Origin of the sequence: Sphingobium sp. LB126 (genome assembly GCF_002795205.1) — a bacterium.
GTDB lineage: Bacteria > Pseudomonadota > Alphaproteobacteria > Sphingomonadales > Sphingomonadaceae > Sphingobium > Sphingobium chungbukense.
Genome location: NZ_NETV01000001.1, coordinates 378,224 through 392,994, shown reverse-complemented (window position 1 = coordinate 392,994; position 14,771 = coordinate 378,224). Strand labels below are relative to the sequence as shown.

Sequence of the window (14,771 nt, the reverse complement as noted above, 5' to 3'; positions counted from 1 at the left end):
GCGAGGGGTCATGGAGTGTTGGACATGGCGTTATTGAGCGTTATCCGGCGCTGGCATTTCCGCGATCATCTTTCGATCCGCGAGATTGCGCGGCGTACCGGGCTGTCACGTAATACGATCCGTAAATATCTACGTTCGGACACGATCGAGCCGCGGTTCAAGGTGCCCGATCGGCCGAGCAAACTGGACCCGTTCGCGGAGCGGCTGTCAGCCTGGCTGAGACGGGAGATGGGTCGGACCCGCAAGCAGAAGCGGACGATGAAGCAGCTGCATGCTGATCTGGTCAGCCTGGGCTATGACGGCTCCTACAATCGGGTGGCGGCCTTTGCCCGGGACTGGCGCGATGATTATCGTCGTGAGCAACAGATGAGCGGGCGCGGGACATTCGTGCCGCTGTCCTTCGCACCGGGGGAAGCATTCCAGTTCGATTGGAGCGAGGACTGGGCGATCATCGGCGGCGTGCGCACCAAGCTGCAGGTGGCGCACTTCAAGCTCAGCTACAGCCGGGCCTTCCTCGTGCGGGCCTATTTGCTCCAGACCCACGAGATGCTGTTCGATGCCCATAATCACGCATTCCGCGTGCTGGGCGGCGTTCCGCGCCGTGGGATTTACGACAATATGCGCACCGCCATCGACAAGGTCGGGCGCGGCAAGGAGCGCAACGTCAACAACCGCTTCCTCACCATGGTCAGTCACTATCTGTTCGAGGCCGAGTTCTGTAATCCGGCAGCGGGCTGGGAAAAGGGCCAGGTCGAGAAGAATGTCCAGGATGCCCGTCATCGGCTATGGCAACCCACGCCGCAGGCGGAAAGCCTGGATGCCCTGAACCTGTGGCTGGAGGAGCGCTGCAAGGCGCTGTGGCAGGATATCCCGCACGGGATCGAACCGGGTTCGGTCGCCGATGCCTGGGGCGATGAAGTGGAAAGCCTGATGCCGGTGGGCAGACCGTTCGATGGCTTTGTCGAATATGGCAAACGGGTCTCGCCAACCTGCCTGATCCACCTGGAACGCAACCGTTACAGCGTTCCGGCGTCCTTCGCCAATCGGCCCGTCAGCCTTCGGGTTTATCCCGATCGCTTCCTGGTCGTCGCAGAGGGACAGGTCATATGCGAGCATCAGCGCATCATCGACCGATCCCATGATGGTCCCGGCCACACCGTCTATGACTGGCGTCATTATCTCGCCGTCGTTCAACGCAAGCCCGGCGCCCTGCGCAACGGCGCGCCGTTCCTCGAACTGCCCGATGCCTTCCAGCGGTTGCAACGGCATCTGCTGCGCAACCCCGGCGGCGACAGGGAGATGGTCGAGATCCTGGCGCTGGTCCTCCATCATGACGAGCAGGCGGTGCTGACCGCCGTCGCCATGGCGCTGGATGCAGGCGTTCCGACCAAGACGCACATCCTCAACCTGCTGCACCGGCTGCTTGATGGAAAGCCGCTCTCGACGCCGCCGGTGACGGCGCCACAGGCGTTGAGGCTGGTCAGTGAGCCGATGGCCAATGTCGAACGCTACGATGCCCTGCGCCGGGAGAACCGTCATGCGTCATGATCCCGCCACCGGCGCCCTCGTCGTGATGCTGCGCGGCCTGAAAATGCCCGGCATGGCCCAGGCTGTGACCGACCTCATGCAGCAGGGATCGCCCGCCTTCGAGGCGGCGGTGCCGATCCTCTCCCAGTTGCTGAAAGCCGAAACAGCCGAACGCGAGGTGCGGTCTGTGGCCTATCAGCTCAAGGTCGCGCGGTTCCCCGCCTATCGCGACCTCGCCGGCTTCGACTTTGCCAGCAGCGAGGTGAATGAGGCGCTGGTGCGCCAGTTGCACCGCTGCGACTTCATCGACGTTGCCGACAATATCGTGCTGGTCGGCGGACCGGGCACCGGCAAAACCCATGTCGCCACGGCGCTGGGTGTTCAGGCTATCGAGCATCATCGAAAGCGCGTCCGCTTCTTCTCCACGGTCGAGCTGGTCAATGCCCTGGAACAGGAAAAGGCCCAGGGGCGCGCCGGGCAGATCGCCAACCGGCTCGTCCACTCCGACCTCGTCGTCCTCGACGAGCTAGGCTATCTGCCGTTCAGCGCATCAGGCGGCGCACTGCTCTTCCACCTGCTGAGCAAATTATACGAACGCACCAGCGTCATCATCACCACCAACCTGAGCTTCAGCGAATGGGCCACCGTGTTCGGTGACGCCAAGATGACCACCGCGCTCCTCGATCGGCTCACCCATCACTGCCATATCCTGGAAACCGGCAACGACAGCTTCCGGTTCAAAAACAGCTCGGCCCACCAGGCCAAACCCAGAAAGGAGAAACCTGCACCTTGACCCATCAATGACATCCGAAACATAATATCAGGCGGGTCACTTCTCGGTGGAAATCCCGGGTCACTTCTCAACGGTAATCAACATTGAGACGCTGCGCTGGATCCGTACCTTTGGCGACGTGGTGTTCATCGCAGGCGCCATAGCAGTCGCGTGGCAGATCGTGATCCTCGGGCTGTGGCGTCAGGGCACGCGGACATAGCCAAGAAGGGCGGTCAAAGGGTGGGCGCGCAGGGGAGGCCTGTCCCAAGCCGTCTCTACAGGTCATGCCCTCATAGGCGTGAAGCAAAATCTACGAATGGGTGCTCGAATCGGTCGAACATCCCGTTCCCGGACCGAGGGCGCAGTCCAACGCACTTGCCCAACTTGAAAGACCTCATGGTGCCGGGCTGAAGGAGGGTACGCCAGATCACAGCTGATCTAGGGCGTCATACCCTTCAAGTTGGGTTCCATGCAGATCCTATCGAAGCTGCTGCGAGACGCAGCTAAGGGCCATCTTCGTGGTTGCGCACAAGGTTTCTCGAAGATCGCCGGACTTGGCCTGAAGTGCCAGACCACCACAAACCGAGATGACGAAATGGGCGAGTACCTCTGGTGCGGCGTTGTCGACGAGTTCATCCTTCGCAAGCGCGGCTTCGAAGCGTCGACGCAATACGCCTTCATAATAGGCGCGGTAATTCACGAGCTTCTGCCGGATCGTCTCATGTTCCGGTGCGCATGCAATCGCACCATTCAAGGTCAGGCAGCCCAGTGGCGTGTCGGGGTCGGCGATAACCTCGATGAACCGACAGATAAACGTCTCAATCGCAATCTCGATCGAAGGAATTTCGAGTGCCTGTTCCACGAATTCGAGATGCTGTCGTCGGTAGCGTTCGAGAGTCTGGCCGAACAATTCCTCCTTGCTCGCGAACACCCGATAGAGGCTCGGCCGTTCGATTCCGATCGCCGCAGTGAGATCGGACAGCGAGGTCCCTTCGTAACCCTTGAGCCAGATGTTGATTACCGTTGAGAAGTGACCCGGGAAGGGCCGATATTTCCACTGAGAAGTGACCCATGTTGAACTCACCCCTGGCATTGACGAGCGAGGGGTCATGGAGTGTTGGACATGGCGTTATTGAGCGTTATCCGGCGCTGGCATTTCCGCGATCATCTTTCGATCCGCGAGATTGCGCGGCGTACCGGGCTGTCACGTAATACGATCCGTAAATATCTACGTTCGGACACGATCGAGCCGCGGTTCAAGGTGCCCGATCGGCCGAGCAAACTGGACCCGTTCGCGGAGCGGCTGTCAGCCTGGCTGAGACGGGAGATGGGTCGGACCCGCAAGCAGAAGCGGACGATGAAGCAGCTGCATGCTGATCTGGTCAGCCTGGGCTATGACGGCTCCTACAATCGGGTGGCGGCCTTTGCCCGGGACTGGCGCGATGATTATCGTCGTGAGCAACAGATGAGCGGGCGCGGGACATTCGTGCCGCTGTCCTTCGCACCGGGGGAAGCATTCCAGTTCGATTGGAGCGAGGACTGGGCGATCATCGGCGGCGTGCGCACCAAGCTGCAGGTGGCGCACTTCAAGCTCAGCTACAGCCGGGCCTTCCTCGTGCGGGCCTATTTGCTCCAGACCCACGAGATGCTGTTCGATGCCCATAATCACGCATTCCGCGTGCTGGGCGGCGTTCCGCGCCGTGGGATTTACGACAATATGCGCACCGCCATCGACAAGGTCGGGCGCGGCAAGGAGCGCAACGTCAACAACCGCTTCCTCACCATGGTCAGTCACTATCTGTTCGAGGCCGAGTTCTGTAATCCGGCAGCGGGCTGGGAAAAGGGCCAGGTCGAGAAGAATGTCCAGGATGCCCGTCATCGGCTATGGCAACCCACGCCGCAGGCGGAAAGCCTGGATGCCCTGAACCTGTGGCTGGAGGAGCGCTGCAAGGCGCTGTGGCAGGATATCCCGCACGGGATCGAACCGGGTTCGGTCGCCGATGCCTGGGGCGATGAAGTGGAAAGCCTGATGCCGGTGGGCAGACCGTTCGATGGCTTTGTCGAATATGGCAAACGGGTCTCGCCAACCTGCCTGATCCACCTGGAACGCAACCGTTACAGCGTTCCGGCGTCCTTCGCCAATCGGCCCGTCAGCCTTCGGGTTTATCCCGATCGCTTCCTGGTCGTCGCAGAGGGACAGGTCATATGCGAGCATCAGCGCATCATCGACCGATCCCATGATGGTCCCGGCCACACCGTCTATGACTGGCGTCATTATCTCGCCGTCGTTCAACGCAAGCCCGGCGCCCTGCGCAACGGCGCGCCGTTCCTCGAACTGCCCGATGCCTTCCAGCGGTTGCAACGGCATCTGCTGCGCAACCCCGGCGGCGACAGGGAGATGGTCGAGATCCTGGCGCTGGTCCTCCATCATGACGAGCAGGCGGTGCTGACCGCCGTCGCCATGGCGCTGGATGCAGGCGTTCCGACCAAGACGCACATCCTCAACCTGCTGCACCGGCTGCTTGATGGAAAGCCGCTCTCGACGCCGCCGGTGACGGCGCCACAGGCGTTGAGGCTGGTCAGTGAGCCGATGGCCAATGTCGAACGCTACGATGCCCTGCGCCGGGAGAACCGTCATGCGTCATGATCCCGCCACCGGCGCCCTCGTCGTGATGCTGCGCGGCCTGAAAATGCCCGGCATGGCCCAGGCTGTGACCGACCTCATGCAGCAGGGATCGCCCGCCTTCGAGGCGGCGGTGCCGATCCTCTCCCAGTTGCTGAAAGCCGAAACAGCCGAACGCGAGGTGCGGTCTGTGGCCTATCAGCTCAAGGTCGCGCGGTTCCCCGCCTATCGCGACCTCGCCGGCTTCGACTTTGCCAGCAGCGAGGTGAATGAGGCGCTGGTGCGCCAGTTGCACCGCTGCGACTTCATCGACGTTGCCGACAATATCGTGCTGGTCGGCGGACCGGGCACCGGCAAAACCCATGTCGCCACGGCGCTGGGTGTTCAGGCTATCGAGCATCATCGAAAGCGCGTCCGCTTCTTCTCCACGGTCGAGCTGGTCAATGCCCTGGAACAGGAAAAGGCCCAGGGGCGCGCCGGGCAGATCGCCAACCGGCTCGTCCACTCCGACCTCGTCGTCCTCGACGAGCTAGGCTATCTGCCGTTCAGCGCATCAGGCGGCGCACTGCTCTTCCACCTGCTGAGCAAATTATACGAACGCACCAGCGTCATCATCACCACCAACCTGAGCTTCAGCGAATGGGCCACCGTGTTCGGTGACGCCAAGATGACCACCGCGCTCCTCGATCGGCTCACCCATCACTGCCATATCCTGGAAACCGGCAACGACAGCTTCCGGTTCAAAAACAGCTCGGCCCACCAGGCCAAACCCAGAAAGGAGAAACCTGCACCTTGACCCATCAATGACATCCGAAACATAATATCAGGCGGGTCACTTCTCGGTGGAAATCCCGGGTCACTTCTCAACGGTAATCAACAATATTGAGGTCGAGCGGTCCAATCTCGCGCTGGCGTTCCGGCGCGGAGAAGCGCTCGGCGAGGCGCTGGGCGACAGGGATCGAGCGGGAGGTGGCCAGGCTGCAATAGTCGAGCCCCGGGCAGGAGATGATGTCCGTCACCAGACCAATATTGGCGCTGGCGAGCCCTGCCTCGACCAGTCCCGACCAGAGCGCGGGAAGGTCGCTCAGCCGCACATGGGGGAGGACGAGGTTCTGCTCGTGCGAGACGCGCAGTTCGCCGAACGAATAGGCGTCGGCCAGATCGGCGACCCGCTCCATCTCATCGGCGCTGATGTCGCCGGGGATGCCGCCCGTCGGCTTGAGCGACACGGTCGCGCAGGCATAGCCCGGAACCCGGTGCGCATAGCTGTTCGACTGCAGCCAGGCCGCGAAGGCGGCGTCGCGACCACAGGCTTCATCAAGCACCGCCGAGATCGCTGGCAGCTTCTCGAAGGGGGGCTCGACGAACCGCGCCTGCAAGGCCGCGATGATCTCCGGCTCAAGGACGTTGTAGTCCGCCGGCATCGCGGCGAACTCGTCCTCTATCATCTGGATGAAGGCCTCGGACTTCATCTCCTTGATGAGGATCTTGATCCGCGCCTTGTAGATGTTATCGCGCCGCCCGAGCGCATTGTAGGTGCGCAGGATGGCCTCGACATAGCGCAGCAGGTCCCGGACCGGCAGCCAGTCGCGCACCTTGACGCCGACCACGGGGGTACGCCCCAGGCCGCCGCCGGCATAGAAGCTGAAGCCCGGTTCGCCCGCCTCATTGCGATGGGCCATGATCCCGATGTCGTGCACATGGATCGCCGCACGGTCGATCGGGCCGCCGGTGATCGCGATCTTGAACTTGCGCGGCAGGTAGGTGAACTCGGGATGGTCGGTCGACCATTGCCGCAGGATCTCCGCGAACAGGCGCGGATCGATTACTTCCTCGGCGGCCGCGCCGGCGAAATGATCGGTGGTCACGTTGCGCACGCAATTGCCGCTGGTCTGGATCGCATGCAGGTCCGCCTCGGCCAGGATGGCCAGGATGTCGGGCGTGTCCTCCAGCCGAATCCAATTGAACTGGATGTTCTGCCGCGTGGTGAAATGCCCGTAGCCGCGATCGAAATGCCGGGCGACATAGGCAAGCTGGCGCATCTGCGCGGCGCTGACCACGCCATAGGGCAGGGCGGCGCGCAACATATAGCCATGGAGCTGGAGATAGAGCCCGTTCATCAGCCGGAGCGGCTTGAACTCGTCCTCGGTCAACTCGCCGGAGAGGCGCCGTTCGACCTGGGTGCGGAACTGCCCCGCCCGGTCGCGCAGGAACTGGCGATCATATTCATCGTAGCGATAGATGCCCGCATAGGGCGACTTCACCAGATCCGAGGGTAGCGGGGGGAGCGTTTCCGCGCGCGCAGGCCGGCCGGCCTGTGTACCCAGATCGGTGCGCACGCTCGGGCCGTGGGCCCGGATCTGCTCGCGATAGGTGAGGGGCGCCGGGGCCGGATGGACGTCCACCACCCGGTGGTCCGCCTGGTCCGCGCGTGCCGTCTCCAGCGCCGCTTCCAGTGCCTCTTCTTCGAAGCGCTGCGCGAACTCGACCGTGTCGACCCAGTTCGCGGCGTCCCCAAGCCATACCGACGCGCCATCGCGCAGCCTGCTGGCCGTTACAAAATGCGTTGCCATCGCTTATCCTTCGTTCAGGCGGCGAGCAGCCGGTTGTTCCAACCCAGACGGGCACGTGCCGCCACCAGGCCATCGATGAGCGCCTTCATGTGCGCATCGGTGTGGAAGGGCGTTGGCGTCAGCCGCAGCCGTTCCTGGCCGCGCGCGACGGTCGGATAGTTGATCGGCTGGACGTAGATATCGTGTTCGGCGAGAAGCAGATCGCTGGTCGCCTTGCAGAGATGCGCGTCGCCGATGATCAGCGGCACGATATGGCTCTGCGTATCGGGCACCGGCATATCGGCTTCGCGCAGCATGGTGATCAGCCGGTCCACCGCCGCCTGCTGGCGCGCGCGTTCCTCGCCGCTGTCCTTGAGGTGCCGGATCGCGGCCGCCGCGCCGGCCGCCAGATGGGGGCAGATGGAGGTGGTGAAGATGAAGCTGTCCGCGCAGCTGCGGATCACATCGATGAGGAGCGAGGAACCGGCGACATAGCCGCCCATCACGCCGAACGCCTTGGCGAGCGTGCCCTCGATCACGGTCAGCCGATGCGCGATCCCTTCGCGCTCGGCGATGCCGCCGCCGCGTGGGCCATAGAGGCCGACGGCATGCACTTCGTCCAGATAGGTGATCGCGCCATGCTTGTCCGCGACATCGCAGATGTCCGCGATCGGCGCGACATCGCCATCCATCGAATAGACGCTCTCGAAGGCGACGATCTTCGGACGGTCCGGATCGATCGCGCTCATCAGTTCGTCAAGATGAGCGGCGTCGTTGTGGCGGAAAATGAAGCGTTCGGCGCCCGAGCGGCGGATGCCCTCGATCATCGAATTGTGATTGAGCGCATCGGAGAAGATCGCGCAGTTCGGGAGCACACGGCCCAGCGTGCCGAGCGCTGCCAGGTTGGAGATCCAGCCCGAGGTGAAGATCAGCGCCGCCTCCTTGTCGTGCAGGTCGGCCAGCTCCGTCTCAAGCGCGACGTGGCTGCGATTGGTGCCGGAGATGTTGCGGGTGCCGCCGGTGCCGGCGCCGAACTGGTCGATCGCGCCATGCATCGCGGCGAGTACCTCGCGATTCTGGCCCATCCCGAGATAGTCGTTGCTGCACCAGACCGTGACGCGGCGCGCCGCGCCATCAGTTTGGCGCCACAGCGCGGTGGGGAATTCGCCCGACAACCGCTCCAGCTCGATGAACGTGCGATACCGACCATCGAGCTTCATCTCGGTGATCAGCGACTCAAACCGCGCAACATAATCCATGGTCTCTGCCTTGCTTCTGCTATCCCTTGCAGGGGTGGGGAACACACTTCGGTCTTGCGCCGAATCTCATCAACATACAATATCCATATATATGGACACGAAAGCTTGCACAATGGATGACGAACGGCCCGCGCACGAATGGCGCCCTGCAATCCCCGAAGGCGCTAGCCCGCTCTATCTCGCCATTGCGGACGCGCTGGCGGCCGATATTCAGAAGGGTGCGCTCTCGGCCGGCGATCGGCTGCCACCGCAGCGCGCGCTTGCCGACGCCCTCGACATCGATTTCACCACGGTGAGTCGCGCCTATGCCGAAGCGCGCAAGCGCGGCCTGGTGGAGGGCCGTGTAGGGCAGGGGACTTATGTCCGTGCTGGCCGAGTCGGTCGGCCGCCGCTGAACGCCGGATCGGGTCTGGTCGACATGGGAATGAACCTGCCGCCGAAGTTCGACGATGCCGCGCTCGGCGCGCAGCTCTGGGCCGGTATCGGGGACCTCGAAGCGGATGGCGGCATGGATCTCATCCTGCGCTATCAGGATGTCGGCGGCGCGGGCATGGACCGTCAGGCCGGTGTCGCCTGGCTGGCGGAGCGACTGCCGGACCTGTCTGCGGAGCGCTTGCTGGTCTGCCCGGGTGCACAGAGTGCGCTACTGGCGCTGGTGACGGCGCTCGATGTCAAGGACGGTCCGATCGCGGTCGAGGCGCTGACCTATCCCGGCCTGCGGTCGCTGGCGGCCCATCTGTCGATCGAGCTGGTTCCGGTGGCAATGGACGGCGACGGGCTGGATCCCGACGATTTCCGCGCGGTATGCCGCACGCGCAAGCCGCGCGTCCTCTACTGCACGCCGACGCTCCACAATCCCACGACCGCGACGATGCCGCTGGAGCGGCGGAAGGCGATTGTCGCAATCGCGCGGGAATTCGGCGTCCAGATCATCGAGGACGATGCCTATGGCAAGCTGTCGGGAAGCGCGATTCCGCCGCTCGCCGCGCTCGCGCCTGATATCGGCTATCATGTCGCCGGGCTCTCGAAGTGCCTCTCGCCGGCGCTTCGGATCGCCTATGTCGTCGTGCCCGACCTACGGGCTTCGGTGCGCCTTTCGGGCGCGATCCGCGCCACCACTTCGATCGCTTCGCCGCTGGGAGCAGCGATTGCAACGCGCTGGATCGAGACGGGCCTGGCTGATCAGGTGGTCGTTGCGATCCGGGCCGAGACCGAGGCGCGCCGCGCGATAGCATCTCGCCTGCTCGGCGCGCACGGATTGGTGACCGCGCGCAACGCTTTCCATTCCTGGCTCCCGCTGGCCGCGCCCTGGACGCGCGGGGAATTCGCCGCGCGCCTGCGGCAGGCCGGTATCGGCGTCGTGCCGAGCGACTCCTTCGCGGTCTCCCATCTGGTCGAGGCGGTTCGCCTGGGGCTCGGCGCGCCCGCGACCCGTGAGCGGCTCACCGATGGCCTGTCGACGATCGGGGATCTCCTCCAGCAGGCTCCGGCAATGTCGTCCCTGGTTGTGTGACGCGAATTGCATTGACAGTGTATGCAGTCAATGTGCATATAATCGGGTGTCGAATCGCACGATTGCTGCGCCATCCATCAGTCCGGCGCCCCGGCTCCCTGCCGCCCCCCAAAGCCGGAATCGTGCGGTTCGGCGCATGAAGGGACACATGACGATATGCAGCAACGGATATGGAAACGTAGGCACCAACTCGATCGCATGACGTTTCGGGACCTCACGGTCGCTTTCTTCCAATATCAGGCTGTCTGGGCCTATCTACTGCTAGCGCTCGCTTCAGGGGTGCTGGCGGCGATGCGGCCGTCATCGGCCCTGCAGACCATCGCCGCCGTCGTCGCGGCCGGGCTGATCTATCCGCTCGTCTGGTATGTGCTGCATCGCTGGGTGCTGCACAGCCGCTGGATGTTCAAATCACCGCTCACCGCGGGTGTCTGGAAGCGCATTCACTACGACCACCATATCGATCCGAACCATCTCGAGGTCCTGTTCGGCGCGCTCTACACGACGCTGCCGACGATCGCGGTCGCGACCATGCCGATCGGCTGGCTCATCGGCGGCTTCGGCGCCGCGATGATGGCCTTCGCGGCCGGGCTGCTCATCACCTGCTTCTATGAGTTCGTGCATTGCGTCGAGCATCTCCCCTACAAGCCGCGCAACCGCATGTTCGCGGAGATGAAGGCGCGCCATCTCGCGCATCATTTCCACGATGAGGACGGCAATTTCGGCATCACCAATTTCGCCTGGGACCGGCTGTTCGGGACGCTCTACGAGCGCCGCGACCGGCCGATGAAAAGCCCGACCGTCTTCAATCTGGGCTATGACGAGGAGGCCGCGCGCCGCTGGCCCTGGGTCGCGCGCATGTCCGCGGCTCCGACCCCAGTCCGCCCTCGCAACAACGGACGATCCCGCAATGTATGAGCGCCCCAATATCCGCCGCATGGCTGGCTATGTGCCGGGAGAGCAGCCGCTCGCCCCGGCGATCAAGCTCAACACCAATGAGAACCCGCTCGCGCCGTCGAGCACGGTCGTGAAGGCGCTCTCGGACATCACGCCCGTGATGCTCCAGCGCTATCCCGATCCGCAGGCGGGGCAGCTCCGGCGCGCGATCGCGGACTATCATGGTTGCGAGCTGGAACAGGTGATCGCTACGAACGGCAGCGATGAACTGCTCCGATTGGCGGTGACGACCTTTGGCGTGCCCGGTCATGCGATCGGGATCACCGACCCTGGCTACAATCTTTATGGCGTCCTCGCGACGATCCAGGATTGCCCGGTCGCCCGCGTCGCGCTCGACGACGATTGGAATCTGCCCGGCGACATCGCCGACCGCTGGAACAAGGCCGGTGCGCGGCTCGCGCTGCTGACCAATCCGCACGCTCCGACCGGCCGCCTCATCCTGTCGGGCGTGATCGCTCGCTTGGCCGCCGAGTTTCAGGGCGTGCTGCTGGTCGACGAGGCCTATGTCGACTTCGCCGACCCGGTTCACGGCCATGACCTGGTTTCGTTGATCCAGTATCTGCCCAACCTCCTGCTCGTGCGTACGCTCAGCAAGGGGCATTCGCTCGCTGGCCTGCGACTTGGCTATGGGCTGGGGTCGGCCAATCTCATCGAGCCGATACTGAACAAGGTACGCGACAGCTACAATGTCGATGCCATCGCCCAGCATGTCGCGACGGTCGCCCTGGGCGACGTCGAAACGACACGCGCGAGCTGGGACTTCGTGCGTGGCGAGCGCCATCGCGTTTCCATGGCTCTGCGGGAGCGCGGCTTCCACGTGTTTCCGTCGGAAGCTAATTTCATCCTCCTCCGGGTACCTGAGACGCTCGGGAAAGCGGCCGCGATCTATAGCGCTCTGGCGAACGAGCACATCCATGTTCGCTGGTTCGATCAGCACCGTCTCGCCGACTGTCTGCGGATCACCATCGGGACCGCGCGCGAAAATGATTGCCTGCTCAGTGCAATCGACGGGATCACCGGAATTGCTCCCGCGACGGCGCTGAACGATAATCAAAGCCCAGGAAACGCGATCGCAGGCGCTTGAGTCGCATCCGCTCCTTTGAGCGGCTTTATCGATCACTGTGGCGGATTCTCTTCGAGTGCGTCGATCAATGGCAGTCGCTAGAACGAAATCGACTTCAAATATTGATCCCGTAATGCACGACAGGAGGACTGAATATGGCGGACAGCAGCGTAAAGGCGACAGCGTCAACGATGAGCACCGGAGCTCCGGCGCGCAGCGACCGGAACTCCCTGACCATCGGGCCGAACGGTCCGATCGTTCTCCACGATGTCCATTTCCTGGAGCAGATCGCTCACTTCAATCGCGAGAAGGTGCCCGAGCGCCAGCCGCACGCGAAGGGCTCCGGCGCGTTCGGTGTCCTCGAGACGACCGAGGATCTCTCCGCCTACACCAAGGCCGCGCTGTTCCAGAAGGGTGCGAAGACCGACATGCTCGCGCGCTTCTCGACCGTAGCGGGCGAGCAGGGCAGCCCTGACACCTGGCGCGACGTGCGCGGCTTCTCGCTGAAATTCTACACGGACGAAGGTAATTACGACTTGGTCGGCAACAACACGCCGATCTTCTTCATTCGCGACGGGATCAAGTTCCCGCACTTCATCCGCAGCCAAAGGCGGCTGCCGGACTCCGGCCTGCGCGACAACAACATGCAGTGGGACTTCTGGACCGGTAATCCGGAGACCGCGCACCAGGTCACCTATCTGATGGGCGAGCGCGGCCTGCCGCGCAGCTGGCGCCATATGAACGGCTATGGCTCGCATACCTACATGTGGGTCAACGCCGCCGGCGAGAAATTCTGGGTGAAGTATCACTTCCATACCGCCCAGGGCATGCGCTTCTTCGACAATGCCGAAGCTGCCGCCATGGCGGGCGCGGATGCCGACTATCACCGCCGCGACTTGTTCGAGGCGATTGCGCGCAGCGAATTCCCGGTCTGGAACCTCTCGGTGCAGATCATGCCCTATGCGGACGCGGCGAACTATCGCTTCAATCCGTTCGACCTGACGAAGACATGGCCGCACGCCGACTATCCGCTGATCCCGGTGGGCACGATGACGCTCAACCGCAACCCGGAGAATTTCTTCGCCCAGATCGAACAGGCGGCCTTCTCGCCCGGCAACACCGTACCCGGCATCGGGCTTTCGCCCGACAAGATGCTGCTCGCCCGGGCCTTCGCCTATAACGATGCGCAGCGGAACCGCATCGGCACCAACTTCCACCAGCTCCCGGTCAACCGGCCGAAGGTGCCTGTGAACACCTATATGTTCGACGGCCAGATGACGTTCGATCATAGCGGCGCGGCGCCGACCTATGTGCCGAATGCCGGCGGCCGACCCTGGGCCGATGAAACCGGCCCGGCCGACGACGGCTGGGAAGCCGATGGCGAGATGGTGCGCAGCGCCTACACTCTCCACGCCGACGACGATGATTTCGGTCAGGCGGGGACCCTGGTTCGCGAGGTATTCGACGACGCCCAGCGGACGGCGCTGGTCGATCAGGTCTCCGCGAGCCTTCTGGGCGGCGTCCGCGAGCCGGTGCTGAGCCGCGCCTTCGACTATTGGAAGAGCATCGATGCCGGCGTTGGCCAGCGCATCGAGGACAAGGTCCGCTACGGCGGCGCGCCGAAGCCCGCCGAAGGCATGGGCGAAGCCTGAATCAAGGATGCCGTGCGGGCTCGCCCGCACGGCATCTTCGCAATTGCGGAGATCGCCGCTCCAAAAGCGGATTAGGCGTCCAGCAGCGCAATCTCCAGCTCTTCGACGATGCGCAGTGTCTGAGGCATCGCGTCCCTTAGGAAGCTGAGTAGCTCGCGGCGGACCGGCTGGAGGCATAGGAAACCCATCCTGCCAACGCCGTCCGAGCGGGACGGATCGCTCCGCAGCACGGTCAATCCCCGGCCATCCATGCGGATGTCGCCAGAATGGGTCTTCGACATATAGGCATTGGGTCCGATCAAGGTGATCTCGTGCGGAACCTCGGCGGATTCGTTGACCTCGAGATATTCGTGCTTCGCGACGTTCGCCAAGGTCGCGAGATCGCTGAGCCACAGATTTTGCGGACCATGGAAGGCTTGAAAAGAAGCGAGGATCGCAATGAGCTCGGGACGGGCTTGGATCACGCCAGGCATGTTCTTGCCGACGAGGCCGCGGAAATCCTCCGCTCTCGCGCTCGGCTGGGCGATCGGGAAATAGATCTTCTCCTTCCCGGTCAGCGGCGCGCAGGCGGCGCAGACGGCGCGCGCCGAATAATCCAGCGCGGATCGGAGATGCTCAAGCAACTCCTTGAGCGAGATCTGCATCTCGACGGAGACGCGTTGGGTAATGAGGGCCGTTTCGTAGGGATCACCATGATCGTCGCCAATCCAGCGCCGTCGCTCATCCGCCCGCATCCACAAGGCCCGCGCCGCTTCGAAACTCACCATCCGCTCCTTTCTGGCCAATTATCCGACCTGTCATGAACCCCTGGTGTTCACATAAGCCTATCGGAGCAAGTCGAGGCAGCGATCAACGC

General features: G+C 63.3%; 12 protein-coding genes. 8 read left to right on the top strand and 4 right to left on the bottom strand.

Going from position 1 to position 14,771, the window contains the following annotated elements; all coding sequences use genetic code 11:
* The first annotated feature begins 24 nt into the window (after positions 1 to 24).
* Both istA (CAF53_RS01820) and istB (CAF53_RS01815) read left to right on the top strand, forming a co-directional pair.
* Complete coding sequence (istA, locus tag CAF53_RS01820; RefSeq protein ID WP_100236964.1) at positions 25 to 1,548, top strand: IS21 family transposase; 1,524 nt, start codon at positions 25 to 27, stop codon at positions 1,546 to 1,548.
* Positions 1,538 to 2,320, top strand: coding sequence for an IS21-like element helper ATPase IstB (gene istB, locus CAF53_RS01815; protein ID WP_100236963.1), 783 nt, complete (start codon positions 1,538 to 1,540; stop codon positions 2,318 to 2,320). Before istA (CAF53_RS01820) ends, istB (CAF53_RS01815) begins: the two co-directional genes overlap by 11 nt.
* Positions 2,321 to 2,777: 457 nt before the next feature.
* On the opposite strand, the gene CAF53_RS29005 is transcribed toward istB (CAF53_RS01815), so the two are convergent.
* On the bottom strand, positions 2,778 to 3,392 hold the full coding sequence (locus CAF53_RS29005; protein WP_157801170.1) for a TetR/AcrR family transcriptional regulator: 615 nt from the start codon (positions 3,390 to 3,392) through the stop codon (positions 2,778 to 2,780).
* A 30-nt stretch (positions 3,393 to 3,422) separates the two neighbouring features.
* On the opposite strand from CAF53_RS29005, the gene istA (CAF53_RS01805) reads away from it, so the two are divergent.
* A complete protein-coding gene (gene istA, locus CAF53_RS01805) occupies positions 3,423 to 4,946 on the top strand; it encodes an IS21 family transposase (protein WP_100236964.1) in 1,524 nt (507 codons plus the stop codon).
* Entirely contained in the window at positions 4,936 to 5,718 is a 783-nt protein-coding gene (gene istB, locus CAF53_RS01800; protein WP_100236963.1) for an IS21-like element helper ATPase IstB, read from the top strand. Before istA (CAF53_RS01805) ends, istB (CAF53_RS01800) begins: the two co-directional genes overlap by 11 nt.
* 67 nt (positions 5,719 to 5,785) lie before the next feature.
* Here istB (CAF53_RS01800) and CAF53_RS01795 read toward each other — a convergent pair whose 3' ends face one another.
* Both CAF53_RS01795 and hemA read right to left on the bottom strand, forming a co-directional pair.
* Positions 5,786 to 7,495 carry a DUF2849 domain-containing protein gene (locus tag CAF53_RS01795; protein WP_242443358.1) on the bottom strand — a complete coding sequence of 570 codons (1,710 nt, stop codon included), beginning with the start codon at positions 7,493 to 7,495 and terminating at the stop codon, positions 5,786 to 5,788.
* 14 nt (positions 7,496 to 7,509) lie between these two features.
* Positions 7,510 to 8,733 (bottom strand): 5-aminolevulinate synthase, encoded by a 1,224-nt coding sequence (hemA, locus tag CAF53_RS01790; RefSeq protein WP_100237108.1) that lies wholly within the window; start codon positions 8,731 to 8,733, stop codon positions 7,510 to 7,512.
* A gap of 112 nt (positions 8,734 to 8,845) precedes the next feature.
* Here hemA and CAF53_RS01785 point away from each other — a divergent pair, with 112 nt between their 5' ends.
* The 4 genes from CAF53_RS01785 (at position 8,846) to CAF53_RS01770 (ending at position 13,915) form a co-directional block, all read left to right on the top strand.
* Positions 8,846 to 10,246 (top strand): PLP-dependent aminotransferase family protein, encoded by a 1,401-nt coding sequence (locus CAF53_RS01785; protein ID WP_100237107.1) that lies wholly within the window; start codon positions 8,846 to 8,848, stop codon positions 10,244 to 10,246.
* Positions 10,247 to 10,444: 198 nt separating this feature from the next.
* On the top strand, positions 10,445 to 11,161 hold the full coding sequence (locus CAF53_RS01780) for a sterol desaturase family protein (RefSeq protein ID WP_347337855.1): 717 nt from the start codon (positions 10,445 to 10,447) through the stop codon (positions 11,159 to 11,161).
* On the top strand, positions 11,154 to 12,284 hold the full coding sequence (hisC, locus tag CAF53_RS01775) for a histidinol-phosphate transaminase (RefSeq protein ID WP_100237105.1): 1,131 nt from the start codon (positions 11,154 to 11,156) through the stop codon (positions 12,282 to 12,284). The genes CAF53_RS01780 and hisC overlap by 8 nt, the downstream gene beginning before the upstream one ends.
* A gap of 134 nt (positions 12,285 to 12,418) precedes the next feature.
* Positions 12,419 to 13,915 (top strand): catalase, encoded by a 1,497-nt coding sequence (locus tag CAF53_RS01770; RefSeq protein WP_100237104.1) that lies wholly within the window; start codon positions 12,419 to 12,421, stop codon positions 13,913 to 13,915.
* 71 nt (positions 13,916 to 13,986) lie between these two features.
* Here CAF53_RS01770 and CAF53_RS01765 read toward each other — a convergent pair whose 3' ends face one another.
* Positions 13,987 to 14,682, bottom strand: a complete 696-nt coding sequence (locus CAF53_RS01765; protein WP_100237103.1) for a hypothetical protein — start codon at positions 14,680 to 14,682, stop codon at positions 13,987 to 13,989.
* Positions 14,683 to 14,771 lie beyond the last annotated feature (89 nt).

Excerpts from the sequence above, each read along its gene's own strand:
- hemA (WP_100237108.1), bottom strand. The coding sequence starts at position 8,733 with ATGGATTATGTTGCGCGGTTTGAGTCGCTGATCACCGAGATGAAGCTC.
- istB (WP_100236963.1), top strand. The coding sequence starts at position 4,936 with ATGCGTCATGATCCCGCCACCGGCGCCCTCGTCGTGATGCTGCGCGGC.
- CAF53_RS01785 (WP_100237107.1), top strand. The coding sequence starts at position 8,846 with ATGGATGACGAACGGCCCGCGCACGAATGGCGCCCTGCAATCCCCGAA.
- istA (WP_100236964.1), top strand. The coding sequence starts at position 25 with ATGGCGTTATTGAGCGTTATCCGGCGCTGGCATTTCCGCGATCATCTT.
- hisC (WP_100237105.1), top strand. The coding sequence starts at position 11,154 with ATGTATGAGCGCCCCAATATCCGCCGCATGGCTGGCTATGTGCCGGGA.
- CAF53_RS01770 (WP_100237104.1), top strand. The coding sequence starts at position 12,419 with ATGGCGGACAGCAGCGTAAAGGCGACAGCGTCAACGATGAGCACCGGA.
- istB (WP_100236963.1), top strand. The coding sequence starts at position 1,538 with ATGCGTCATGATCCCGCCACCGGCGCCCTCGTCGTGATGCTGCGCGGC.
- CAF53_RS01780 (WP_347337855.1), top strand. The coding sequence starts at position 10,445 with ATGACGTTTCGGGACCTCACGGTCGCTTTCTTCCAATATCAGGCTGTC.
- CAF53_RS01765 (WP_100237103.1), bottom strand. The coding sequence starts at position 14,682 with ATGGTGAGTTTCGAAGCGGCGCGGGCCTTGTGGATGCGGGCGGATGAG.
- CAF53_RS29005 (WP_157801170.1), bottom strand. The coding sequence starts at position 3,392 with ATGCCAGGGGTGAGTTCAACATGGGTCACTTCTCAGTGGAAATATCGG.
- istA (WP_100236964.1), top strand. The coding sequence starts at position 3,423 with ATGGCGTTATTGAGCGTTATCCGGCGCTGGCATTTCCGCGATCATCTT.
- CAF53_RS01795 (WP_242443358.1), bottom strand. The coding sequence starts at position 7,495 with ATGGCAACGCATTTTGTAACGGCCAGCAGGCTGCGCGATGGCGCGTCG.